The following is a 21,304-nucleotide window of genomic DNA, read 5'->3' on the forward strand; positions in this document are numbered from 1 at the left end:
TAATCTGATTAAGCCGAGCCCAATACTTCTAATGAAATCTAATTAGTGAAATTGTCCAGCCAGTTGTTGTTCACCGATTGTTACAAGACGTTTAGTGATGTAACCACCGATAGAACCGTTCTCATAAGATGTCATGTTACCTTGGTAACCATCTTGTGGGATGCTGATTCCAAGCTCTTGAGCAACCTCGTACTTCATTTGTTCGAGAGCTCCGTGTGCTTTAGATACTACCAGGTTGTTGGAGTTATTACCTTGTGCCATTGCTTTCACCTCCTTGCGGGTTGGTAAAAGTATTATGTCTCGCAACTCGAATTTTCATAACATTTTATTTAAAAAAATGATTGGTAACTATATACAATTAAGGAGGTGAGTGAGCTTGAAGTGTCCGTACTGTACATATAGCGGTACCAAGGTACTTGATTCTCGCCCAGCCAATGAGAACAAATCCATACGCCGACGCAGAGAATGCGAGAAGTGTAATCGAAGATTTACAACCTTTGAAACGATTGAAGAGACACCTTTGATCGTAATTAAGAAGGATGGAAGCAGAGAGGAATTCAGCAGAGAGAAATTGCTGCGAGGATTGATTCGTGCCTGTGAGAAGAGACCTGTTTCCGTGGAGCAGCTCGATTCCATCGTATCAGAAGTAGAGAAGTCTCTTCGTAATACTGCGGTTGCTGAAGTGGAGAGTCGGGAGATTGGAGAACTCGTCATGGAACAGCTATATCCTGTGGATGAGGTTGCTTACGTCCGTTTTGCATCGGTCTATAGACAATTTAAAGACATCAACATGTTTATGAAGGAATTGAAGACGCTGTTGTCTAAGGGCGTAAACGAAGACTAGATGTAAAGCTTTAATGAATCAGTCAAAATGTAAAGTGAAAATCGAGCATGATAAAAGTAAAAGCCTTCAGACTCATGATTGTGAGCTCCGAAGGCTTCTATTTTAAATTACCTCTTAATAATTTTGATGTTGTCCATTCCCGATCACTTGCCGGGAATAGCCTTCCTTTTTCATTTGGCCTTGATGACCGTGAGCACCTTGCATACTTTGAGCACCTTGTATCATATGACCTTGATATCCTTGCGGAGCCATCATGTGGTTGTTGTAGGAAGTACCCTGAACTCCCGTTTGCGGCTGATGGTACTTGTTGCAGTCTGCAGGAGGGCCAATGACGGTCGTATCCTTGATGGGAGCCAAAGTTTGTTTCAGCATGGCCTCATCCAGACAATAAGTATGGGCAATCGTGTTCGTTGGAGCCAGGCGCAGGAAATCAGATATTCCAATAAATAGCGGTTCCGGGGCATCAAAAATGGCAATGATTTTTGTATTGTCCTGTGATGCGACTTCCCAGTGAATCCATCCTTGAGGTACTAATACCGATTGTCCAGGTCCAGCCGTAAAATTAAGAACCTCTTTGGTAAAAGGATTAACAAAAGATACAATCGCTTCTCCCGAAACAACGTAGACGAGTTCAGAAGCATTTTGATGAACATGAGGCTCAACGACATTTCCTCTGGTGAGCGTGATATCCAGTAAGGAAGCATTTCCCAGTGTATTCAGTTGTGTTCTGCCCAGAACATTAATGTAGTTACCACTGTCTTTGGTAAAGAACCGGTTTTTATTGACATCATCAAAAAATTGTACATCCGGGGAAGTAAAATCCATGTAAGACACTGCCATTGCTATTCATTCCTCCGCTTCGATATTATAATCCACGAGTTAGGTTATTCAGCTTAGCATAGGTTGGTGCCTAGAGTTTCAGTTGAAAATATGTCGTGTGTGTCTGAACACATCGGTATTTTTATCAGATAGGATTTATTGTCCTTTATGAAGAAGTAGGGGGGAGCAGGGCGGTTGCCTTTTTTGAATTTGCAAGGTGGGATGAAGCTGGCGATTTGGGACCGAAGGGACCTTTCCTTTGAAGCTAAAGTTCCGCTATCTCCTCCTAGTTCGTTCGACTGAAATGACGATTGGACATAATGTGGGAAGCAACGAAGAGGTGGATTCCATAATGGAGCAGGCACGTCAGGCCGGGGCCACGATCTGTGATCCTGCACATGAAACGTTCTGGGGAGGCTATTCCGGGCACTTCATGGATCCGGATGGTCACTTGTGGGAAGTAGTGTGGAATCCTACTTGGGATGTAAGAGAAAATTGATAACGATGAAAATAAAAAGTAGGGTGACATATTGCCTAAATATACCGAGTTATGTTACACTACTTTTTGTGTACAAGATGAGTGATTAATTATAACTTCAAATCATGGGGCCTTAGCTCAGCTGGGAGAGCGCATCGCTGGCAGCGATGAGGTCAGGGGTTCGATCCCCCTAGGCTCCACCAAATCGCCTTCAAACCCTTGATACATAAGGGTTTTTTCTGTTATATACGGAGCTTTACACCATTCATAGGTACGGAGTGTAGGCAATAGTTGGGTATTACCAATCGATCCGTCATTATAGTCAGAGCAGCCGTGGTCACAACTGTGGTCACAAAAGAGTTAATACCTATAATCTGGTCACAGATGGTCGCACGATTATGTGAAATCAAAAAGGCTTTGTCCGTATGAATTCCATCATACGAGCAAAACCTTTATTGTGAAGCAGTTGAATTGCCGAATATTTTGTCTCCATGTCGCTTAGCTGTATCTTTATGAACAGTTGGAAGGACATGGTGATAAGTGCCAAGAGTAATCTTCACATCCGAATGTCCGAGGATTTCTTGGACAACTCTTGGGTTGACTCCATCCATCAACATAAGCGTGGCTACGGTGTGCCTTAGATCGTGGAATCGAATCTTTGGAACTTCGGCCTTCTTAATTATGTTGTAGAAAGTACGTAACATATTCCTTGGCGACACAGGCGTTCCCTTAGCTGTACATATGACGAGATCGTTATCTTGATACGCGATGCTTGCGGCTTTTTTCTCCCTTGCCACGAGTCGCTCCTGTTTGAGTAGCGCATTCACCGTCCTGGTATCGATTGAGATTGTTCTGGAACTACTTTTGGTTTTGGTCTGTGTAAGCAGTTCCTTTCCATCGTGACTCAATGTTTGTCTTACATGCAACACTTCATTGTCGAAATCAATATCCTTCCACCGAAGACCGAGTATTTCACTTTGTCTCATCCCTGTTGCCAGAGCAAGATGGAATGCTAAGTAATAGCGGTCGTCACGAGCACATTCCAGAAACTTGCTTACTTCTTCGATAGACCAGACGCTCATCTCCTTAGATATGACTTTTGGTGTTTCAGCATCCCTTACAGGATTAGATGTAACGTACTTTCTTTTCATAGCTGCCTCAAAAGAGCTCTTGAGGATCTTGTGAATATCAAGTACCGTTCTGCTGCCTAATCCCTTTTCCTCAGATAACGTAACATAGAACTTCTCAACCTGAGCAGTCGTGATTTTGGCAATTTCATGAAACCCTAATTGGGGTACGATATGCCTCTGAACATGCCCCGTGTACATTTCAAGAGTGATACGGCGCAGCTTAAGCGATTTGCTTTGCAACCACTCTGTTAAGAATTCAGAATAGGTTAGCTTTGTTGGCTTAACAAAAGTCTTCTCATCGACTTGCGACTGAACTTTCCGCATTTCACGCTTTGCCTCGAATTCGGTGCGGAATCCCCGCCTTTTGATTTGTTGCCGTTTGCCCTTATCGTCCTTTCCAGCATCTACAACGAAGTACCAGGTACCGCGTTTGTCGTCTTTTTTGACACTCATTGTGCCCCTCCTTAGACTCGTTAATGAATTTGTCTCGACAACCATGTATTGGTCGGATCGCGAATTCGGACAATACCCATTTCGGTCACTTCCTTTCAAAGTTCAATTACCTTTGGCTATTCATCCACTTTAAGAACACATCATGTGCGACTCGGATTGACTTACCGATGCGGATCACAGGGAACTGTCCTGAGTTCACCAGCTCGTATGCTTGGCGACGGCCAATACCAAGCATTTTCTGGATATCAGAAACTAACAATACGGTTGGATAAGATTGTTCCATGACAAATCACTCCTTTAACCTTTATCTTTCTTTGGAGATGGGGGCTTCACTTCATTCACTGAGCCAATCAAGGCAGGGTGACATTCGATATTCATACCGTTTCTTCCTCTCAGCGACTTCGTAATATCGGCGCGGACATACCCACGTTCAGCAAGGATCACCAAGGCACTGTCAAACCTTTCAGCTGTATGGAATTTGCCCTTCACCATCGACCAGAGCTGCTGACGTTTGTATACTTTGATTTGCTTCTTCTTCAGAACATCCAGAAGATACTTAGCCCCCTCTTGATCCTGGCTTGATTTCAGTGAAGTAAATGCAGCCTTGGCGTGCTCAAGAAAGTACTCTCCAAGTGAAAGAGCTCTCTCCATCGTTTCCTTCGTGATTTGTCTATCCAACGACTCATCAAACGAGACACCATACATGGCTTGCTCGGCAACATGAAGTAGGGAAGCGATTCTAACGATCTGACCAGGAAATCGCTCACTCCAGGTTCCTAGGAAGTCATAGGAGAGTTCTTCACCTTCTCTTAAATTCGGCTCATAGTGATTTCGGAATTCCTGAAATACATTCATTGCTTCCTCCGAGAGAGAGAGTACTATTGGCGTCTCTGGCTCAAACATCATGAGATGATGAATCAGGTCGCTATACGACTCATACAAGTCATCAGGTATGGACTTGATCGCTATATCACGGTAACCTCGTTTGGAAGGCGGCACCGCATATAAGAACCTTCCGAGAAGTCCCAATCCAACAAACTTTTCAGGCAAGTTCTGAAGGACTGTGGGCTGTACAAACAAGCAGATGGTTAAAGTAGGATCGTTCAGCACGATTTTAGGAGCATGCTTTCGGTCAATGATCATCCGATCTCCTGTAAATGCCTTCAGGAAGACGTCCAGTTTCGCCTGATTGCCATAGTGCTTGTGGGTGAGATTGTCGAAGAATCCCCCTTCTGTAGAAAGCACAGCCATTTTCTCTCCATTTTCATCGAGACGTTGAATGAGAGCTTGCGGGGTCACGTCATCAGTGACGAACTGTTGTGCCTTGATTCCATGAGTCGTACGAAATGCGGGATCATCCAGCTTCTTTTCAAATTTAATCAACGGCTTGACTAGATGACTGAAAACAGCGCTTTTTCTCTCGCCTGATGGCATGGCAATAATGACGTAAAGGTTGTTTTTCTCTTTCCATCCTTCGCCCTCTGCCAATCGGACGATGAATTTTCTCGCAGCAGCCGCAGACAACATGGACAGTACAGCGGTGCCTGTCGCATCAGTTGCTGTCTGGGTTACTTCCGAAACTTGCTCTACAATTTGAGCCAGAACTTCTGGCAGGCTTTGAACTGGAAAGGCTATTTGCTTGTGTGCCTCGAATTCCACGGGTGCCTCTTCCCATTTCAATGCTTTCGCAGCTTGTTCAAGGATCTTCACGGCGTCGCTGGAATTGTGATCGTCATCTTTGCTTGCATTTGACATTGTTCATTCCTCCTCAGAATGGATTGATTGTCTAAAGTGAATAAAGCGAGTTGGAGCTGGCTACCAAAACACAGTTGAAATCAGCGTGGCTTTGACTTTTATTTTGCTTGTCATCTTAGTCACCGTCCTGTCATTTGTTGGCTTGCATGGATGATGATACATTGTGATTTTCGAGTTTTCAACTGGTTTAATAATGTTGTTGTGATGTTAGGTTTATTTATACTATCAACCGCTTTCATCATTGAAATAGGGTAGAAATAGTGTCATTATTAATATCAGGATTAAACTTACAGTGAAGGTGGTGTTATTTAAATGAGTACGGATGCTAATTCAAAGGTCAGGACAAAACAATCTCCGCGACCGATAATCCTCGAGAGAATTCATGACGAATTAGATGAAGTTCCTGGAGGGTGCTTGGTCGGTGTTCACTTTGAAAGGTTTATGACACTCGATCCGCGAAAGAAATTACATCGTATTCGCATTTGGCTAGAAGAGATGTATGGGGATGAATATTCACGGTCAGCTGTGATCAAGAAGATAAACAATGATCTGTCTTATCAAGGTTTGAAGAACATTGAAGAGTGTCTGAAGGGGAGTGTCCGCAAAGGAAACATCAGCATACTTGCGAAGGCGTATGGTGTTCCCGAAGCGATTATCACTATGGAAACCGCTGATGAATGCGGGGTTAAGGGGCTGTTCATAGGAAAGGAAGAGGATGAAGATGAATATTTTTACAGATACTTTTGTCAAAACGGTAAGAAGCACATCCTGGATGACAGCGACTTGTCTAAGTACCAATGGGAGACGGATGTAAAGCGACTTAAAGAAGTTGATGTTGAAATATTAATACGGGTAAGAGAGCCTGAAACTGGGGAGTTCATCTCGAAGCGGAATAGCTTTGCTCGGTTCAAGTTGTTGTCGGACGATTTGCCACGATTACACGACATTCTCCAAAAGGATATCGAAATGATCTCCATTAAGCACAAAGAGTACATTGGAATGCGCGAACACATACAAGAGCTCTATCAAATGCTATCGGCAGCGGAACGTCGCATAGACCAATATGAGGGCATTGATCCTAATGAACGAATCATGAGGGAGTTGAACCAACTGCTCGACAACTGAGCTCGGCAATGCCATGACCTGGTTCCATAAAGGGATCAGGTTTCTTTGTTCATCCAGTTAAATTGCCACTTGAAATATTTTCGTGAAATGGTTGTTCTATGACTGCGAGTATAATATGACCCCGTTTCTTGTCATTTCTACTCAGCACTCACAGGAACAGGACGGATGAACACATGCACATGAATACCGATTCTAAGCATCTTAAGATTGATCTAACGGATTTCGAACGACAGCTAGTCTTCAAGCTTATCTGCCAGCGATACGGTTACACTCCAAGCAAGCAGTATCATTATGTTGTGCGGGATAAGCGAAATGGAGTTTACCTCTTCCACTTCCCGAGAGCGCCTTTTGCGAACTACACGACATCCCTTATCTTCCAGGGTTATTCAAATGAAAGCCAGCTTCTGAAGGATATCTTCGATCTCATTCCGTTAAGACGATGGAAAGCCCGCAGGATCGATATTGCACTGGATACTAACCTCCCTTATCAGCAGCTACATGCCATTCATCCAGCGAAAAGGGCGGGCACCACGCATTATCGGACCTCAGTTTATATTGGCTCTCATTCTTCTCCCGTTCAGCTTCACATGTATGATAAGCAGGAGCAGATGTATCGCAAATGGGGGATAAGGACAGATACATGGGCTCGTGTAGAGCTGAGGTTTCGGTTTGAGCCGATGAAACGGATATCTTCTCTATGCATCGATGATTTCGCCGCGGCCGCTCACTACTCCATCATTCCTGAGGTGTGCGCGATGTCGTCAAAGCTTAAGGATCAAATAACGCAGTTGAATCAAGGGCTTGTTCAGTGGCGAGACCTGACTCGCACCACGCAAGAAAAGATAAGAGAGTACGGATGCGAACACGGTCTGAACATGTTCGATCACATACTCTCTGCTTTGGAGAACACCGATATTTGCAGTTTTATTTACGATACGAAGAAGCAGCCACCACAGCAGCTTTCTTCCTGAGGCTAGCATAAGCAATAGCACATGGTACGTCAATGGAATACTGAAAGACTATAATGGGAAAGCCGCGCTACGACGGGCCTGAGAGGGGTTCGGCCCCTGTTTTCCAGTATTCCTAAAGTGCTTGCGGCGGCAATTACTCCAATGTTATTTAGGAATTGTAGGGATATTGCATATTCGTGGCTCAATTCCTCCGCATCCCTTGCGGGACAAGGTAAGCAGCATTTTAGTCTTTTAGTCATCCATTTTCAAACATCTGGATAAGACGATGGAAGTCACCGATTACCTGCCCCGCGTAACCAATCCCTGTTCGTTCTGCGTCCTCTATCCCGTATTCGTCTATCAAGTGGTTAAGACTGGACCAGGCGCGTTCAATCTGCTCCCGTTCTTTATGAGTAAAGATATCGATCAGGATATCGTCGGTAAATATGACTTCCTGCGGGACATTCCTTATGGATTCCCAATCGATAACAACGGGATTACGGGCAAACGGTGAGTCCACCTGGTATTTTCCCAACACAGCAGAATGAATCTGCCTGGCGGACTTAACCAGACGTTTGATGTATAAGCGTCTGAATGAATCTCTGCGCTGTCGTTCCTTCACTTGAAATGCTTCATACTGCCTTTTGGTATGTTCATTAGACTGGATTGCCGCCACTGCGCTTCTTTCTGCCGCGAGAGCATTCCTTTCAGCAGCCTGTGTATTGCGGCGGGCAATCCACCATGAGAATACACTAACGATTATAGCTACAAAAGCTAATATGGTAGTAATCCATTCAACGGGCTTCATCTCCATATAAGAGCTTTCCTTTCTTATGTTAATGTATTAACAGACTCTTTGGCAGTCAAGGGCCGAAGGAGCGAAGCTGAACCCTTGACGGTTTTATGCTCATTACAAGCTGTCCAATGCCCTCCAACTTGTTTGGAGGCGTGCTTGCGGCGAGCGATCTATGTATTTAATGTTTCGATGTATGATCTAATGAATTGAAGGTACCCACGTACACAAGCTGCCTTAAACTGCTCATAAGTAAGATCGACTGAATAGATTCTTCTTAATCCAGAGAAAATTCGTTTTCTCTTTAAGCTAGCTTCTGTCTGGCTCTCGGCTACTGTTAATGAGTTCATCATGGTATGGTCACCGTTTGCAAAATGAAAGTTCCAATAGTCTCCTTCATGGGCAAAACAATTCCTTATTTCATTGACTACCCTTGCAAAGATATCTATGGTTACTCGCGTATTAAATGTGCGATCAACAGAAGTGTCTAATCGTTCTTGGTATTCTTCATAATTTTCTCCAGGGCGCTTATGGATATTGAACTTTTCGTCCGCAAGATTGCGGTGAAAGCAATCTAATATGAGCAGCCGATCATCCTCCTCAATGTAGTTGGTAAAGAAATCAATTACGGCTAATGTCTTATTATCAACGTCTCCATCTCGAAGATGGTACAGGGATTCGATACAAACAACAAAGTGAAAAACTTTAAGAGAGTCCTTACCTGGACGTACTTCATCCATAGCATCGGCAAGAGTCAAAAGCCTATGGACGCTGTTGAGCATTCTTCGAGGGACGTTGTTACTCCGCAGACGCAGAACAGAAGTAATGAATGCCACGAGTTCCCCTTTGTCTTTAACGAATGGAGCGTAAAAGTCCAGAAGTTCAGGTAGGAGGGATTCATCGTTCAAGACAGTAACAAATTGCAGGTATGTATCCATTTGAGTATCGTAGTCTGCTGTAGTGGCGATCTCCAAAGCGTGATCCTCGGTTATCTCCAACTTCTCGCAGAACAGTGATAATTGCACATTAGCCTCATTTAATAGATCAAGTAATGTTGACATTAGGTACCATCTCCCATGTTTAATTATAGCACGTCCCCCATCGCGAATGCCTCATACTTCTGTTTGAGAATACGTCCATGAGTGCCCGAAACCCCAGTGTTTATGCGGGATTTCCCACTTCTGCATGCTTCACGGGTGTATAGGTCGCAGAAAGGCAATGAGGATTATTAATTTGTTTGACAAAACAGTTGACAACAAGCTCGCGAACAGCTTACGTTCGAGTTAGAACGATACAGGTTCTCAACTGTTTCCTGTATCGTGTTCTCCTTCCTAATATAGCCCCTCTTCACCAGGAGGGGGGCACGAAACCTACAAAGGAATGATGTTATGGATTTTGATGATCTAACGAAGTATGGGGAATTCGGCTTTCGAAAAGCTTATGTGGAAGACCCCAATGATATCATGAGTATCTTTAATGCACGAAAAAGCGTTCTAATTGAACCTGACAGTTTGCCTCTGCATAAACAAATAAAACTTAAGAGAATTCACGACGGACTTTCTCAGGAGGAACTCGGAAAGATTGTCCGATTGCAAGCTTCTACTATAAGCCTTATTGAAACAGGCCAGCGGCTGATTCCCAAAAAGAGATTCAAGGAATTTGAATCGTACTTATATGAAGAACTATACTCTGATGGCGTTTTACAGTATAAGATTGATCAGGATGCACCAGAAGAACCATTAGATTTGACTATTGAAGAACAACGAGCGCACTGGAAAGCGATAACCGATAATGATCCCGATCTTTGGGGTACGATACTATAACCTGTCGGCTCGGAGAAAACAAACTGGATAAACAGGGGGACAAGATGCATGAATAGCACTATTGTTTCGATTGAGCAAAACGAGCCAAGCTACTGGCCTGAGTTTATATTTGGATTTGGAACTGATGAAGACAATGAAGGAGAAGATGACAATGCATAATTACGACGACCTAATAGATTCCCTAAAAAGGGAAAGTGAATTGAGTACTTGTTCGGAGAGTCAAAAGGCCGCAAATGCTCATATGATTAACCTGTATGAGAATCTAAAGAAGAAGCGGACCAGTGATTCCCCTACCTATACTAACGAGTTATCAACGGACCTAATGGCGCGGCGTTTGGCGGATCCTACCTACACGTTCAGCGTTCGATCACTCATGAAGGAGAAGTAACAGGTAAGAGCAACCAGGTGGCTGGCTCCCTCCCAATTGAATCAATAACTGTCGAATAGCTGGAAAACATCAGCAATCTTGCTATCCATTGCATCTTTAACGGCTCGGAATTCCTCTATTTCAGAGAGACCTTCTGCAACCAGTAGTGCCTTCAGCTTTGCAGCAATTTCATCTTGTTCATGCTTTGGTAGTTGCGCAATGTATACAGCTTTGCTCATAGAATTGGATCCTTTCACTTGTGTCATAAATACAATTGCACCATTGGTATAATTCGAAACTTAAGAAGGGCCAATCACTTATGGAATGGCTCCTCCGCGATTACTCAATTAATTCCTATGATACACTTCCTCAGCTTCTTCCTCTGTAACGAGGTCAAAATAGCTGTACACAATAGATTCGAGGCGCTTTAGCTCCTCATGGTTCATGCCCATCTTCTTTGCTGCGAGTGTGCGTATCCAATTGCTGCTGCGTTAGTCATAGCAACATTCCTCCACTGAATTTGATTTGTATGCATAGAACTGCGTATGATGAGAACGTGCGAACACAAAGGCGAGCGAAGCGAGCCCAACAACACAGCCGAAGGCTTTATATATAAGAGGGAGCCAGCGTATTAGGCCGACTCCCAATAGATGAACTACATCAACCCGTGCTCTTTAATCGAAAAGTAACTGTCAGTTGAGACAATAACGTGATCGAGTAGTTCGATACCGAGCAATTCTCCAGCTTCAGCCAAACGCTTCGTTAGCTGTACATCTTCGGGGGAGCTGTCCGTAATTTGCGAGGGGTGATTATGAACTGCGATATAGCTTGCTGCTGCTCTTTGGATTAGAGAACGATATACTTCACGGCAATGCACAATGGCACTATTCAGCGTTCCGACACTGATCCTTTCTTTACAAATAATATGATTCTTGGTGTTCAGCGGTAGAATCCAGAATTCTTCATGCATTAGGTGACCTACGGTAAAGCGCATGATGTCGAATACATCCTTCGGTGAACGGATAATGTGTGGATTCTCACGTGGAGTGTTCAACGCTCTTGCCAACTTAAGCGTAGAAACGATTTGACGAGCCTTCGAGGGGCCAACACCTTTGATACGGGTAAGTTCCAACTCATTAGCATCAAGTAGTTCATATGGCGTTACAAAGCGAGTAAACAGCTCTTGAATGACGGTACTATCTTCCTTCACGCAGAGCGCATCAGCTAAGGCTGTTTTGATAGAGTACATGTTCACTGTGAATTACCTCCAAGAAATAGAAATAGGAGAGGCGCGGCGACCTCCCCTTGAATGGGTATAGATATTGAGTTATGATTGAATCGAAATGGGTTTTACTGAGGGCGCTGGCAGGCGTCCTTTTTCATGCTTTGATGTTCTTCAATCTGCATTTCCGTAGTGACGAGCATAGCCAGGCAACGGAAATACTGTCTTCCTTCATCGGACCTGAGTGATGCATTGTCATTCAGGCGCTTCCTGACGCTCTGTAAAGCCTTTTTGCGCTCCTTTAACTGCTTTATCACCGAAGTTCACCTTCCTTAACTGGCTCGATTTTGACGCTTCAAATGCTTCTCTAGCTGCTTTGGATAGTACTTAGTAAAGTAGCCGCGAACAAAACGATTAGCTAGTTCCTCATCGACCTTCCATACACGCTGGAAGTACACTCCCAAGACGCGAGCCGCCATTACCAACTGATTTTGCATTACCAACTGACGGAGAAGAGTAGTCATCTCGTCAGCTATTTGCCGTTTTTCCAAGCTTGATCGCCTCCTTAAGTTCGTTGATCGTTTCTTGCCATTCCAACATTCCATGTACGATTTCCAGCAGACACACGCTGAATGGGTAGTTCAAGCAGAGAAGATCGGAATGATCAGTTTCCAATCGTTCAAACTCTTTGCTTAACAGAATCAATGCAGCCGATGCCTCACTCAGTCTCTTACTAAACTCGTCCATATGCATTACCTCCCCTCTGGCCTGATCTCACTAAGCCTACATTTGGTTCTCTGTCAAACGAAAAAGGGCTCCCACCAATACCCGTTCCCAGGTATCAAGCAGAAGCCCTTAGTGAAGCAGTTTCCTTATTTGTTTCCGAAGCTTTTGATTAGCAACTTTACCAAAAGGATTTCCGTACTGATTCCAACACCAGCTTTCATGTTCTTTCCATATCATCTCCCGTATCTGACCCAGGTCATTGAATCCTTGTCTGTGTAGATGGTGGAATAACCAATTCACCTGATTTCCCTGTGCGGAGAGGGGACCGCTGTCATAATAGATTTCCTCTTGTCCGATGAATAGGATCGCAACGATGCCGTATGCACCGATCATTACGTTCTGCTCGATGATTGTGCCTCTGTAGTCATTGTAGGTAGCAGGATGGAGAATATCGACACGGTATAGCTGATACTGCGTATTGCCAGCGGTCTTTGTAACCAGTAGCTGTTTGCTCAATTGCATCGTTCCCTTCATTGATTAATGTTGGTGCCGCGGCGCTTCAACTCGCTTTCGATCAATGTGATGAATGCCGCATCCAACTTTAGTTCTCTTGCTGCTTTACGCACGTTCAACAACTGCTGATCGGTCAATTCATTCAGGCTACTTGCCATTCTTTTCACCTCCTCCAATATGGGCGTCCTCTCACAGCCCTGGTTATCTCTGTCATACCGATGAACGCAAAAAGGCCCTGTAGCCTTATCCCATTAGGGATTAGCCACAGAGCCCTGTGATAGCGCTGTACGATTAGCTGTACAACGCTTTTAATAATTGCAGTGCCTTCCGCTGTTCTTCGATGCTTCTGCCTTCCAATAACTTAACAATCTGAACTAGTACCGTATTATCGATCCTGCTCTTGGTTTCATCAATATTATGGAACAGATCGCCGTACGAAACATCTAATGCATTCAGAATGTTATCCAAGCTTTCAATCGTCCAATTAGACCTGCCCGATTCAAGCTTAGTTATGTATGAAGGATGGACATCGGCCTCGTGTGCAACGTCCTCTTGGGTTCTGCCCTGATGATTCCTGAATCCTTGTAGCCGCTGCCCCACAGCGGTCTTGATCTTCTGAACATTCCGAGATTTCCTAGCCATTCTCTCACCTCTACCAAAAACAGTAGAGGAATGATGAATCGTCGTCGAAATATTATAATGCACTATATCGACTTAACTAACCAATATAATGCATGTTATAATCTGATTGGGAAAAGTAGGTATTCTGTTCTAGTGAAGAAAGACTACCAGTCTGTAGGGAGGGGGTGGCCGATTCCAAAAGTTCGACAACATTCCACAATAAATAATTACCTTGCCAATTTTTTGTAACTTCACGATCTGCTTAAGGAAATTTCTTCGCAAAGGAGAGCGTACATGAGAAAGATCGGATTGACCGCGACGATGATACTCGCACTTCTAATGCTCGTTGGATGCGGCGCTGATGCAACAGACAATAGTGATGGCGGGGCTAAAGCCAAGGTAACGCAATTGGTTAAGGAAAGCATCGGTGATCAGTACGGTCCAGAAGTCGCTAAGACGGTTAAAGTGCATTTTTCTTCTGTTAAAGAAGGAGTGACAGACGGCAGAATGTTTCTCGATGGAAGTACGGAATTCACCTGGAAACATGAAGGCATGAAGAAGACGTGGGACTACACCAAGAGCTTTCAATATGAGCTGCAACATAACGGAACAGAATGGACAATACGCAATAAGATGTTTTTCGATGAAGAACGAACAGAACGCAAATAGATTAAGGCTAATTATCAGCTGGAGGGTGGTTGGGTTGAATGATAACAGTACAGGACAAGGAAAAATGGGATAGTTTTGACGAAGACTCTTTCGCCTCATTTTTCGACTACGTTACTCACTTTGTCTTTAATGATATTGACGACATCGTACTTCAGGGATTTGACAGGTCAGCCTTATCAGAGATGGAGCCTATATTAGACAGAGAGTATTTGGCAGCACATTTAGCTAGATGCGTACACCTTCAATCCGAATATGTCGTTAGTTCGAACAAGTTAAATTCAAGGCTATTCATCAAGCTCCTTCCAGAAGGAAAAGGGCTTGAGATTCGCGATTTCGATTTATATGGAGGATCAGGGTTATACGATCGACTTGCAGTAAGTCTGCAGACCATGATTTGGGGAGTATTCAAGCTGGAAATCCAATAGAGTTAATTGATAGATTCGTATTTTCCTTGGGAGGGGAACCTATGCCACAAATGAGCCAAGACCAAATTGTAAAAGCAATTGAGAACTTCATCATCGAAAATAAAGGGATACCAGGCATATATCAAGTCAGTTTCGGACATGTTCCACCGCGTCAACGTCTTGAGCTATTTCAGAACATTCCATTGGAGGTCTTTGATTCTGATCTTGTTACTTTATTCATGAGTACGTGCGGTGAAGCTGGAGAAGTACAGACTGCTATCAAGTTTGCAAACTATTTCTTAGATAATGGGGTAATCAGCAAGTTTCAGTATGGTGGGATTCAAGCTATCGTGGAATCTCCATACAGAAGAGCGGAAGGACAGTACAAGACGTTTGATAAGGCAATAAGTAGATTACAGTTTGAAAATGATCCCTTTTCGAAGCTATTACTTCATTACTGCCAGCATTACAAGGCAAAGGGAGAAAAGTGAAAGAAGCGCCCATGCGGCGCTTTTCTTGTTACTGGAAGAAGGGTAATAACCTCCCTGCGTCGAATTAGTCGAATTATAGGACGAAAGTATGAAGTTTTGGCGGTGAAACATGTGATTGTTAAGTATTTTGGTCTTATCATCGATCATCCAGGCAAGAACATCATTTACGGTGAATCAGGGATCATATATAAGCTAGAGAATATTGGTGGTTATCAAGCTACTATATACAAAACATCACATGGATTTGAGTCAGAGCTTGAACAGGCTCGCAAAACATACCCGATGTATTCGTTAATAACTGCGGGGCTTATGTTTTCAGTGCTGTTACCGAAATATATGGAAAGAGTAGCGGAGTTGCGATCAAAGGGGATGCCTATTGAAATAGACCAATCTTTGTTGTGATCTTCAAGCAAGAATGTTTGTTCGGTGACAATATGCTGACAGAATAGATAGCTATGATGGTATGATAAGAGGTGCTGCTCATGATCATTAAAAATCAAGCTGGACAAACCATCCATTCCCTTGATGAATGGCTCAAATATGCTCCACCAGCAAAAGGAGAGAAGCACTGGAAAGATGGCCGTAGCGCAAAAGAGTTTGCTAAAGCATGGATGTCCAGCAATGGAGCCAGAATGCCATCTGATATTTCTGATTGCTTATTATCCCAAGCTTGCACGGTCGGTTTCCAACCAGAATGGGCTACCCCTGAGCATGAAACAAAGCTTGATAATCTAAAAGGTAACTGCCGCAATCACGATATGATAGTCGTAGGAAATGCGAACGGGAAGAAAACACTGTGTGCAGTAGAAGCAAAAGTCGATGAATCATTCGGTGAGATTGTATCTGACTATGTAATCAAGAGTAGAAAGAAGAATCCGCGTTCTCAGGTGCCTGAGAGGATCAACAATCTTTCAACTGCTCTATTCGGTTTGAAGGATATAGGAGCTCTTCGATATCAACTCATACATGCAATTGCTGGAACACTGATTGAAGCGAAGAACCAAGGTGCCGATCAAGCTGTGTTTATTGTTCAAGAATTTGTTCCATTTGGAAAAGCGTCTAAGAAAGCAAAGCAAAATGAAGAGGCTTTGCAGGAATTCGTAGAATCGCTGGCGGGTACTCCCTTATCCTCAGGTCAATTGATAGGGCCGATATTTGTACCAGGAAATGATTTTATACCGAATGATATACCGCTATATATAGGTAAGGTCGAAACTGTACTCGGTATGAACCAATGGCAAGTAAGCGTAGCTGCTGAAGCCATAACCGCAGCATTGTTTGCAAGAGCGGGTTATGACGTTTCAGTGCAATATGGGGCAAACCAGCCCGAATATGACCTAATGGTAGCTAAAGGTAACAAGATGCTCAAGATATCTGTTAAAGGCAGTCAAGATGGAGGTTGGGGGCTTACTCAGTCGCATATGTCCGATGCGAACTATCATGCTGCTGCGGATGCCTGGTACAGAAAACACAAGCCGCATACGGTCATTTGCCTTGTACAATTTAAAGATGTGACGATAAACGAAATGCCGAGGGTATATCTTGCTACGCCTTTGGACATTGCAAATCACCTAAAGAAGAGTGCGAATGGACGGGGAGAAACCATCCTGTATGAGTTCAAGCAATGGACGGACAGAGCTTTTGGCGCGGGAACCATCGACCAGATTCCTGCAGATTGGTTATTTTCAGAGTCCAGAATAACAGATGTGTTAGAGTATGCTTAACGGAGGAGCGGGTAGTTAAATGGCAAGTAATACAGCGGCAAGTAATGTAAACAGGGATGTCCTTGTCGGACAATTAGGATTAAGACAGTATAAAAATACGACCATCTATACAAAAAGCCGAGTCTTTGTAATATCTCCCTCCTCGCAGAACTCCTATAGCTGGTTCGATCTGAGAAAGGTGAACCTTGATCGGTACGATAGGACGAAGGAGACAGGGCATTTACTGGTGCGGTATCAAAATATACTGCTTTGGGCCGAACTCAACCAATTTATCGACAATTCCATTTCAGAAGAAAGCAAGGTATATACGCCTAGTATCGGTGTACACTGGAAGTTCAATATTGTTGAGCATGACGGTAATTATACCGCATTGAATCGAACGGGAAAGCAGAAGTATAAGCTCATTAACATAGGTGTAGAAAAACTTAAGTCAATCATTGAATCTTAACCAGAAGAGGTTTGCGAGGTGGAACAAAATTGAATGAAGTCATCAATTCCAATGAACATCTAATCACAAGGATCAATGAAGTACTAAAGGACAGGAAAGACAGTATTGTTAATATCATTAACGATAAGATAACCCTTTCTGTCTTTTCAGAGCTTTCGAAAAACCTTCATAACGTGAAGCAGATTAACTTCATCATTCGTGATACAGCCTACATTCCATCGGCCAGAGAGATAGCTAGAGAATTCGAGATAGCATTCAACAGCTCGGACTTATTCTTTAATTCCTATGAGATCACGGAGAAGAATAAGCTAAAGCATTTCGTAAAAGCAAAGTCCATGTATGACTTCATCAAGAAACATGTCAATGTTCGGAAGACTAGAACTCCTCAACTGGTAACGGGCAACCTGATTATTATTGATGAAGAGTTTCAGATACAGGGCTCTTCCTCCCTTGAATTATCGAGGAAAGCTGTGCGCGGCGCATTGCCAAGAGTGAATTTCGATACATTCATTACGAATTCAATGGATAATGCTCAAATATTAAACAATAAGGCAAAGTTCGAGGCACTTTGGAACAACAATCAGTATACGGAAGACTTTAAGGATCAAATCCTGCAGAGTCTCAGCTATGTATATAAAGAGTATTCGCCTGAGTTTCTTTACTACTTCACGCTGAACGAGCTGTTTGGAGAGCAACTCGATAATGGTATTGACCGCTTCGAACGAGACAGCATCAGCTTCAAGAAGACCAAGATATGGGATAGCTTGTTCGACTTTCAGAAGGATGCCGTTGTCTCTGCAATTCAAAAGATAAACAAGTATAATGGCTGCATCATTGCGGATAGTGTCGGTCTTGGTAAGACATTCGAAGCATTAGCGGTGATCAAGTACTTCGAACTCCGACAAGACAATGTCCTGGTCCTTACACCAGCAAAGCTTTATGATAACTGGAATTCGTTCAAGAGTCCTTACCGCGACAATCAATTCATTGATGATAGGTTCAACTATAAGATTCTCTTCCATACCGATTTATCAAGAACGAAGGGTATGTCCAGAAGCGGGATGGACTTGTCTCGCGTTGATTGGAGCAAATTTGATCTGGTTGTCATTGATGAATCTCATAACTTCCGCAATCGTGTTGAAAATGAAGAGCATGAGACACGGTATCAGCGTTTGATGAACGAGGTCATCAAGAAGGGTTCAAATACAAAGGTATTGCTCCTGTCCGCGACGCCAGTTAACAATTCACTAACCGATCTCAAGAACCAGTTGAGCATTATTACAACAGATAAGGATCATGCATTTGAGGAGCAAGGTATCGCGAGTGTTTCGTCCTTGCTCAGAAGGACGCAAAAGGAACTAAATGATTGGCTCGAATCTGACAACCGTTCCAAGAATGCACTTATCGACAGACTCCCTGCTGATTTCTTCAAGCTGCTTGAAATGCTGACGATATCCCGCAGCAGAAAACACATTACGGGATACTACGGCAGCGATAAGGTTGGAAAGTTCCCGCAGAAGCGGAAGCCTGATACGCATACACCGCCGATTGATGAATGTAAAGAATTACTGAACTTCGGTCAAACGAATGAAGTGTTGGAGTCTCTTAAGCTTGCGGTATATTCACCAATGAGCTATATTCGTTCGGAGCATAAGGCATATTATCGTGAAAAGTATCAGACGGTACGCGGTGATCGAGTGCTCTTTTATCATGAAAGCCGTGAGCTTATTACGGCCAAGCTTCATCGGTTCAACTTGTTTAAGCGACTTGAGAGCTCGGTCTTTTCATTCGGCGAAACGATCAGACGATTGATTGCCCGAATTGATGGCTATATCGATGTGATCTCTCGTCATGAGTCTGGAGACGTTTCACTTGAAGGAGAGGAAGTTCTGGACGATGGCACCACGCTTGATTACAAGTACGAAATTAAAGTGGAACATCTCCTCACTACCGATTTCTTGGAGGATTTGTTTTACGACAAAAGCATCTTGGATCGGCTATATGATGATGTAATGACCGTCTTGAATAACCGCAGGGATGCGAAGTTGAAAGAGCTTGAGACGATCATATCCAATAAGATCATAACGACGCCGTTTAATCCAGGTAATCGCAAGATACTAATCTTCTCAGCCTTTGCTGATACAGCCAACTACTTATATGACTCTATCGCGAAGGAATGTTCTAAACATGGCGTCAATGTAGCTTGCGTCACGGGTTCAGGCAATCCAAGATCGACGGTCAAAGGGTTGGCGGAATTCAACCAAGTCCTTAGCCATTTCTCGCCTCGTTCAAAAATGGGGCAAGAGTTGCCGCAAGAACAACAAATCGATGTACTTATTGGTACGGACTGCATTTCCGAAGGCCAAAACTTGCAGGATTGCGATTGTGTAATTAACTTTGATATCCAGTGGAATCCTGTCGTTCTTATTCAACGTTTCGGACGGGTGGATCGGATCGGCAGTAAGAATCAGCAGATCGCAATGATCAATTTCTTCCCTGCTGTAGAGTTGAATGATTACTTGCAACTTGAACAGCGGGTTAAGGGCAAGATGCTGGGGGTCAATCTTACATCTACTGGAGATGAGGACCTGTTATCTCCTGAGATGAATGATTTCATGTTCAGAAAGAAACAGCTCGAACGGCTGCAAGAAGAAGTAGTCGATATGGATGATCTGAATGACAATATCTCCTTGACCGACTTGAACATGAATGATTACTTGTATGAGTTAGCAGGATATATCAAAGAGCATCCTGAGATCAAACAAGTACCGAAAGGGATCTATTCCTTGGGGGATGGCGGTACGAAGGGTACGCTCTTTTGCTTTAAGCATCAATCGGATACGTCCAAGCCCAATAACGAAAGCTCACTGTATCCCTATTACATCATGTATATGACAGAAGCGGGCGAAGTCCACTTTGGTAATGCCAATGCCAGGGAGGCACTGAAAGAATTCAGAAGACTTGCCTACGACAAGAGCATTCCTAACGCAGAGTTATTTAACAAATTCAACAAAGAGACTCGCAATGCTGAGAATATGTCGAAGTACTCCTCCCTGCTGAATAAGGCAATTAAAGCGATCCAGGGCCAAGAGGATAAAAACGCACAGATATCCATATTCGACTTCAGCGGTTATAACAACGAGTTTGCGAATTCAAGCATTGATGATTTCGAATTAATTTCGTTCCTGGTTGTTGAATAGAGGTGATATAATGCTAGGCTTACCCAGCGAGTATGCGATAGACAAGAGTATTCAAGTCAGCACCTTTATGACTTCAGACTTGTTGCCTAAGGAAAAGAAGCGATTCAAGGAAAGCGTGGAGAGTATTAAGCTGGCATATCAGATTGCTGGTGAGTCAATCCCATCTCTGATCAACGATCAATATGATTGCCAAGCATTACTATTTTTTGAGGTTCAATTGAACAAACTGAAGGATGCCTCATTCATATGCGATATCATACAGAAGCTGGTAAAGCCGCTATGTGTGATTAGATGTTACGACGTAAAAGGTATGCAGACGTATTCCATTGCACATAAGAGACTCAACCTCCAGGACCGTTCTCAGGTTGTTATTGAGGATTCATATTTAACAGCGATTAGCTCATCGCAGCTAACAGATGATATGGTAACACTTATGAATGATTATGCAGCCTTCGAGAAGATAAGGAACAAAGCAAACAAGATGACCCTTTATATTGGACTAATGACGAAGGCATACATTATATCGCATTTACTGGTGTGGTCTAGGAGTAAGGAAATGCTTGCTTCGAAAGCTTGGTATAATGTTTCCGATGCTCATCTTATCTTCGATTGCTATAAGCGCATCATTCAGCTCCAAAAGGATAAGAAGGCAGCCACGACAATCTCCGACCAATCAAAATACAATAGCGAGTTAAAGAACATATTTAATCAGTTATCCAAATTCATAACCCAATAATAGGAGGAATCAA

The 21,304-nt window shown here is 43.4% G+C and carries 27 protein-coding genes, 1 tRNA gene and 1 pseudogene; 14 read left to right on the plus strand and 15 right to left on the minus strand.

From position 1 onward, the window contains the following. Window positions 1-42: 42 nt before the first annotated feature. Complete coding sequence (locus PUW25_RS08250) at window positions 43-261, minus strand: alpha/beta-type small acid-soluble spore protein (protein ID WP_047909902.1); 219 nt, start codon at window positions 259-261, stop codon at window positions 43-45. 115 nt (window positions 262-376) lie between these two features. Between PUW25_RS08250 and nrdR the strand changes: the two genes are divergently transcribed. Beyond that, window positions 377-844, plus strand: coding sequence for a transcriptional regulator NrdR (gene nrdR / locus PUW25_RS08255; protein ID WP_047909901.1), 468 nt, complete (start codon window positions 377-379; stop codon window positions 842-844). A gap of 114 nt (window positions 845-958) precedes the next feature. Here the strand turns inward: nrdR and PUW25_RS08260 are convergent, their stop codons facing one another. Continuing rightward, a complete protein-coding gene (locus PUW25_RS08260) occupies window positions 959-1,684 on the minus strand; it encodes a cupin domain-containing protein (RefSeq protein WP_081872157.1) in 726 nt (241 codons plus the stop codon). 180 nt (window positions 1,685-1,864) lie between these two features. On the opposite strand from PUW25_RS08260, the pseudogene PUW25_RS08265 reads away from it, so the two are divergent. Together PUW25_RS08265 and PUW25_RS08270 are read left to right on the plus strand one after the other, a co-directional pair. Further along, window positions 1,865-2,162 (plus strand): annotated as a pseudogene (locus PUW25_RS08265) (VOC family protein); the annotation flags it as partial. Between the two features lie 106 nt (window positions 2,163-2,268). Continuing rightward, window positions 2,269-2,344 (plus strand) — tRNA-Ala (locus PUW25_RS08270). Window positions 2,345-2,593: 249 nt separating this feature from the next. Here PUW25_RS08270 and PUW25_RS08275 read toward each other — a convergent pair. The 3 genes from PUW25_RS08275 to PUW25_RS08285 form a co-directional block, all read right to left on the minus strand. Further along, complete coding sequence (locus PUW25_RS08275) at window positions 2,594-3,724, minus strand: site-specific integrase (RefSeq protein ID WP_274336884.1); 1,131 nt, start codon at window positions 3,722-3,724, stop codon at window positions 2,594-2,596. Between the two features lie 106 nt (window positions 3,725-3,830). Beyond that, window positions 3,831-4,007 carry a helix-turn-helix domain-containing protein gene (locus tag PUW25_RS08280; RefSeq protein ID WP_274336885.1) on the minus strand — a complete coding sequence of 59 codons (177 nt, stop codon included), beginning with the start codon at window positions 4,005-4,007 and terminating at the stop codon, window positions 3,831-3,833. Window positions 4,008-4,021: 14 nt separating this feature from the next. Continuing rightward, complete coding sequence (locus tag PUW25_RS08285) at window positions 4,022-5,479, minus strand: YfjI family protein (RefSeq protein WP_274338574.1); 1,458 nt, start codon at window positions 5,477-5,479, stop codon at window positions 4,022-4,024. Window positions 5,480-5,791: 312 nt separating this feature from the next. Here PUW25_RS08285 and PUW25_RS08290 point away from each other — a divergent pair, with 312 nt between their 5' ends. Together PUW25_RS08290 and PUW25_RS08295 are read left to right on the plus strand one after the other, a co-directional pair. Continuing rightward, window positions 5,792-6,604 carry a hypothetical protein gene (locus PUW25_RS08290; protein WP_274336888.1) on the plus strand — a complete coding sequence of 271 codons (813 nt, stop codon included), beginning with the start codon at window positions 5,792-5,794 and terminating at the stop codon, window positions 6,602-6,604. Between the two features lie 179 nt (window positions 6,605-6,783). Then, entirely contained in the window at window positions 6,784-7,575 is a 792-nt protein-coding gene (locus PUW25_RS08295; protein WP_274336889.1) for a replication initiation factor domain-containing protein, read from the plus strand. 235 nt (window positions 7,576-7,810) lie between these two features. Here the strand turns inward: PUW25_RS08295 and PUW25_RS08300 are convergent, their stop codons facing one another. Both PUW25_RS08300 and PUW25_RS08305 read right to left on the minus strand, forming a co-directional pair. Continuing rightward, window positions 7,811-8,368: a hypothetical protein gene (locus PUW25_RS08300; protein ID WP_274336890.1), complete on the minus strand. Its 558-nt coding sequence runs from the start codon at window positions 8,366-8,368 to the stop codon at window positions 7,811-7,813. 152 nt (window positions 8,369-8,520) lie between these two features. Continuing rightward, window positions 8,521-9,408, minus strand: a complete 888-nt coding sequence (locus PUW25_RS08305; protein WP_274336891.1) for a hypothetical protein — start codon at window positions 9,406-9,408, stop codon at window positions 8,521-8,523. Between the two features lie 327 nt (window positions 9,409-9,735). On the opposite strand from PUW25_RS08305, the gene PUW25_RS08310 reads away from it, so the two are divergent. Further along, window positions 9,736-10,170, plus strand: a complete 435-nt coding sequence (locus PUW25_RS08310) for a helix-turn-helix domain-containing protein (protein ID WP_274336892.1) — start codon at window positions 9,736-9,738, stop codon at window positions 10,168-10,170. 429 nt (window positions 10,171-10,599) lie between these two features. On the opposite strand, the gene PUW25_RS08315 is transcribed toward PUW25_RS08310, so the two are convergent. The 8 genes from PUW25_RS08315 to PUW25_RS08350 all read right to left on the minus strand — a co-directional run bounded on the left by PUW25_RS08315 (window position 10,600) and on the right by PUW25_RS08350 (window position 13,640). Continuing rightward, window positions 10,600-10,776: a hypothetical protein gene (locus PUW25_RS08315; protein WP_274336893.1), complete on the minus strand. Its 177-nt coding sequence runs from the start codon at window positions 10,774-10,776 to the stop codon at window positions 10,600-10,602. 416 nt (window positions 10,777-11,192) lie between these two features. After that, window positions 11,193-11,786 carry a JAB domain-containing protein gene (locus tag PUW25_RS08320; RefSeq protein ID WP_274338281.1) on the minus strand — a complete coding sequence of 198 codons (594 nt, stop codon included), beginning with the start codon at window positions 11,784-11,786 and terminating at the stop codon, window positions 11,193-11,195. A 101-nt stretch (window positions 11,787-11,887) separates the two neighbouring features. Beyond that, the gene (locus tag PUW25_RS08325; RefSeq protein WP_274336894.1) at window positions 11,888-12,076 is read right to left on the minus strand and encodes a hypothetical protein; all 189 of its coding nucleotides are present in this window, start codon (window positions 12,074-12,076) and stop codon (window positions 11,888-11,890) included. Between the two features lie 15 nt (window positions 12,077-12,091). Beyond that, window positions 12,092-12,310 carry a hypothetical protein gene (locus tag PUW25_RS08330; RefSeq protein ID WP_274336895.1) on the minus strand — a complete coding sequence of 73 codons (219 nt, stop codon included), beginning with the start codon at window positions 12,308-12,310 and terminating at the stop codon, window positions 12,092-12,094. Beyond that, a complete protein-coding gene (locus PUW25_RS08335) occupies window positions 12,288-12,506 on the minus strand; it encodes a hypothetical protein (protein WP_274336896.1) in 219 nt (72 codons plus the stop codon). Before PUW25_RS08335 ends, PUW25_RS08330 begins: the two co-directional genes overlap by 23 nt. Window positions 12,507-12,614: 108 nt before the next feature. Further along, on the minus strand, window positions 12,615-13,001 hold the full coding sequence (locus PUW25_RS08340; RefSeq protein WP_274336897.1) for a hypothetical protein: 387 nt from the start codon (window positions 12,999-13,001) through the stop codon (window positions 12,615-12,617). 14 nt (window positions 13,002-13,015) lie between these two features. Continuing rightward, window positions 13,016-13,156, minus strand: coding sequence for a sporulation histidine kinase inhibitor Sda (sda, locus tag PUW25_RS08345; protein ID WP_274336898.1), 141 nt, complete (start codon window positions 13,154-13,156; stop codon window positions 13,016-13,018). 133 nt (window positions 13,157-13,289) lie between these two features. Next, the gene (locus PUW25_RS08350; RefSeq protein WP_274336899.1) at window positions 13,290-13,640 is read right to left on the minus strand and encodes a helix-turn-helix domain-containing protein; all 351 of its coding nucleotides are present in this window, start codon (window positions 13,638-13,640) and stop codon (window positions 13,290-13,292) included. A 273-nt stretch (window positions 13,641-13,913) separates the two neighbouring features. On the opposite strand from PUW25_RS08350, the gene PUW25_RS08355 reads away from it, so the two are divergent. From PUW25_RS08355 to PUW25_RS08390, 8 genes are all read left to right on the plus strand, one after another. Beyond that, window positions 13,914-14,288: a hypothetical protein gene (locus PUW25_RS08355; protein WP_274336900.1), complete on the plus strand. Its 375-nt coding sequence runs from the start codon at window positions 13,914-13,916 to the stop codon at window positions 14,286-14,288. A gap of 38 nt (window positions 14,289-14,326) precedes the next feature. Then, window positions 14,327-14,713: a hypothetical protein gene (locus tag PUW25_RS08360; protein WP_274336901.1), complete on the plus strand. Its 387-nt coding sequence runs from the start codon at window positions 14,327-14,329 to the stop codon at window positions 14,711-14,713. A 41-nt stretch (window positions 14,714-14,754) separates the two neighbouring features. Beyond that, window positions 14,755-15,183, plus strand: a complete 429-nt coding sequence (locus PUW25_RS08365) for a hypothetical protein (protein ID WP_274336902.1) — start codon at window positions 14,755-14,757, stop codon at window positions 15,181-15,183. Window positions 15,184-15,279: 96 nt separating this feature from the next. Beyond that, entirely contained in the window at window positions 15,280-15,585 is a 306-nt protein-coding gene (locus tag PUW25_RS08370; protein WP_274336903.1) for a hypothetical protein, read from the plus strand. An 80-nt stretch (window positions 15,586-15,665) separates the two neighbouring features. Further along, window positions 15,666-16,907 carry a DUF6946 family protein gene (locus PUW25_RS08375; protein ID WP_274336904.1) on the plus strand — a complete coding sequence of 414 codons (1,242 nt, stop codon included), beginning with the start codon at window positions 15,666-15,668 and terminating at the stop codon, window positions 16,905-16,907. 19 nt (window positions 16,908-16,926) lie between these two features. Beyond that, complete coding sequence (locus PUW25_RS08380; RefSeq protein ID WP_274336905.1) at window positions 16,927-17,355, plus strand: hypothetical protein; 429 nt, start codon at window positions 16,927-16,929, stop codon at window positions 17,353-17,355. A 29-nt stretch (window positions 17,356-17,384) separates the two neighbouring features. After that, window positions 17,385-20,555, plus strand: coding sequence for a helicase-related protein (locus PUW25_RS08385; protein WP_274336906.1), 3,171 nt, complete (start codon window positions 17,385-17,387; stop codon window positions 20,553-20,555). A gap of 10 nt (window positions 20,556-20,565) precedes the next feature. Further along, window positions 20,566-21,291, plus strand: a complete 726-nt coding sequence (locus tag PUW25_RS08390; RefSeq protein ID WP_274338575.1) for a DUF4391 domain-containing protein — start codon at window positions 20,566-20,568, stop codon at window positions 21,289-21,291. Window positions 21,292-21,304: the final 13 nt, after the last annotated feature.

This window comes from Paenibacillus urinalis (assembly GCF_028747985.1).
Lineage (GTDB): Bacteria > Bacillota > Bacilli > Paenibacillales > Paenibacillaceae > Paenibacillus > Paenibacillus urinalis.

What these genes read in the sequence shown, in the direction of transcription:
- PUW25_RS08300 (WP_274336890.1), bottom strand. Translation starts at nt 8,368, where the DNA reads ATGGAGATGAAGCCCGTTGAATGGATTACTACCATATTAGCTTTTGTA.
- sda (WP_274336898.1), bottom strand. Translation starts at nt 13,156, where the DNA reads ATGGCAAGTAGCCTGAATGAATTGACCGATCAGCAGTTGTTGAACGTG.
- PUW25_RS08375 (WP_274336904.1), top strand. Translation starts at nt 15,666, where the DNA reads ATGATCATTAAAAATCAAGCTGGACAAACCATCCATTCCCTTGATGAA.
- PUW25_RS08260 (WP_081872157.1), bottom strand. Translation starts at nt 1,684, where the DNA reads ATGGCAGTGTCTTACATGGATTTTACTTCCCCGGATGTACAATTTTTT.
- PUW25_RS08360 (WP_274336901.1), top strand. Translation starts at nt 14,327, where the DNA reads ATGATAACAGTACAGGACAAGGAAAAATGGGATAGTTTTGACGAAGAC.
- PUW25_RS08365 (WP_274336902.1), top strand. Translation starts at nt 14,755, where the DNA reads ATGCCACAAATGAGCCAAGACCAAATTGTAAAAGCAATTGAGAACTTC.
- PUW25_RS08315 (WP_274336893.1), bottom strand. Translation starts at nt 10,776, where the DNA reads ATGAGCAAAGCTGTATACATTGCGCAACTACCAAAGCATGAACAAGAT.
- PUW25_RS08380 (WP_274336905.1), top strand. Translation starts at nt 16,927, where the DNA reads ATGGCAAGTAATACAGCGGCAAGTAATGTAAACAGGGATGTCCTTGTC.
- PUW25_RS08335 (WP_274336896.1), bottom strand. Translation starts at nt 12,506, where the DNA reads ATGGACGAGTTTAGTAAGAGACTGAGTGAGGCATCGGCTGCATTGATT.
- PUW25_RS08250 (WP_047909902.1), bottom strand. Translation starts at nt 261, where the DNA reads ATGGCACAAGGTAATAACTCCAACAACCTGGTAGTATCTAAAGCACAC.
- PUW25_RS08355 (WP_274336900.1), top strand. Translation starts at nt 13,914, where the DNA reads ATGAGAAAGATCGGATTGACCGCGACGATGATACTCGCACTTCTAATG.
- PUW25_RS08320 (WP_274338281.1), bottom strand. Translation starts at nt 11,786, where the DNA reads ATGTACTCTATCAAAACAGCCTTAGCTGATGCGCTCTGCGTGAAGGAA.
- PUW25_RS08350 (WP_274336899.1), bottom strand. Translation starts at nt 13,640, where the DNA reads ATGGCTAGGAAATCTCGGAATGTTCAGAAGATCAAGACCGCTGTGGGG.
- PUW25_RS08280 (WP_274336885.1), bottom strand. Translation starts at nt 4,007, where the DNA reads ATGGAACAATCTTATCCAACCGTATTGTTAGTTTCTGATATCCAGAAA.
- PUW25_RS08295 (WP_274336889.1), top strand. Translation starts at nt 6,784, where the DNA reads ATGAATACCGATTCTAAGCATCTTAAGATTGATCTAACGGATTTCGAA.
- PUW25_RS08390 (WP_274338575.1), top strand. Translation starts at nt 20,566, where the DNA reads ATGCTAGGCTTACCCAGCGAGTATGCGATAGACAAGAGTATTCAAGTC.
- PUW25_RS08290 (WP_274336888.1), top strand. Translation starts at nt 5,792, where the DNA reads ATGAGTACGGATGCTAATTCAAAGGTCAGGACAAAACAATCTCCGCGA.
- PUW25_RS08275 (WP_274336884.1), bottom strand. Translation starts at nt 3,724, where the DNA reads ATGAGTGTCAAAAAAGACGACAAACGCGGTACCTGGTACTTCGTTGTA.
- PUW25_RS08285 (WP_274338574.1), bottom strand. Translation starts at nt 5,479, where the DNA reads ATGTCAAATGCAAGCAAAGATGACGATCACAATTCCAGCGACGCCGTG.
- PUW25_RS08305 (WP_274336891.1), bottom strand. Translation starts at nt 9,408, where the DNA reads ATGTCAACATTACTTGATCTATTAAATGAGGCTAATGTGCAATTATCA.
- PUW25_RS08310 (WP_274336892.1), top strand. Translation starts at nt 9,736, where the DNA reads ATGGATTTTGATGATCTAACGAAGTATGGGGAATTCGGCTTTCGAAAA.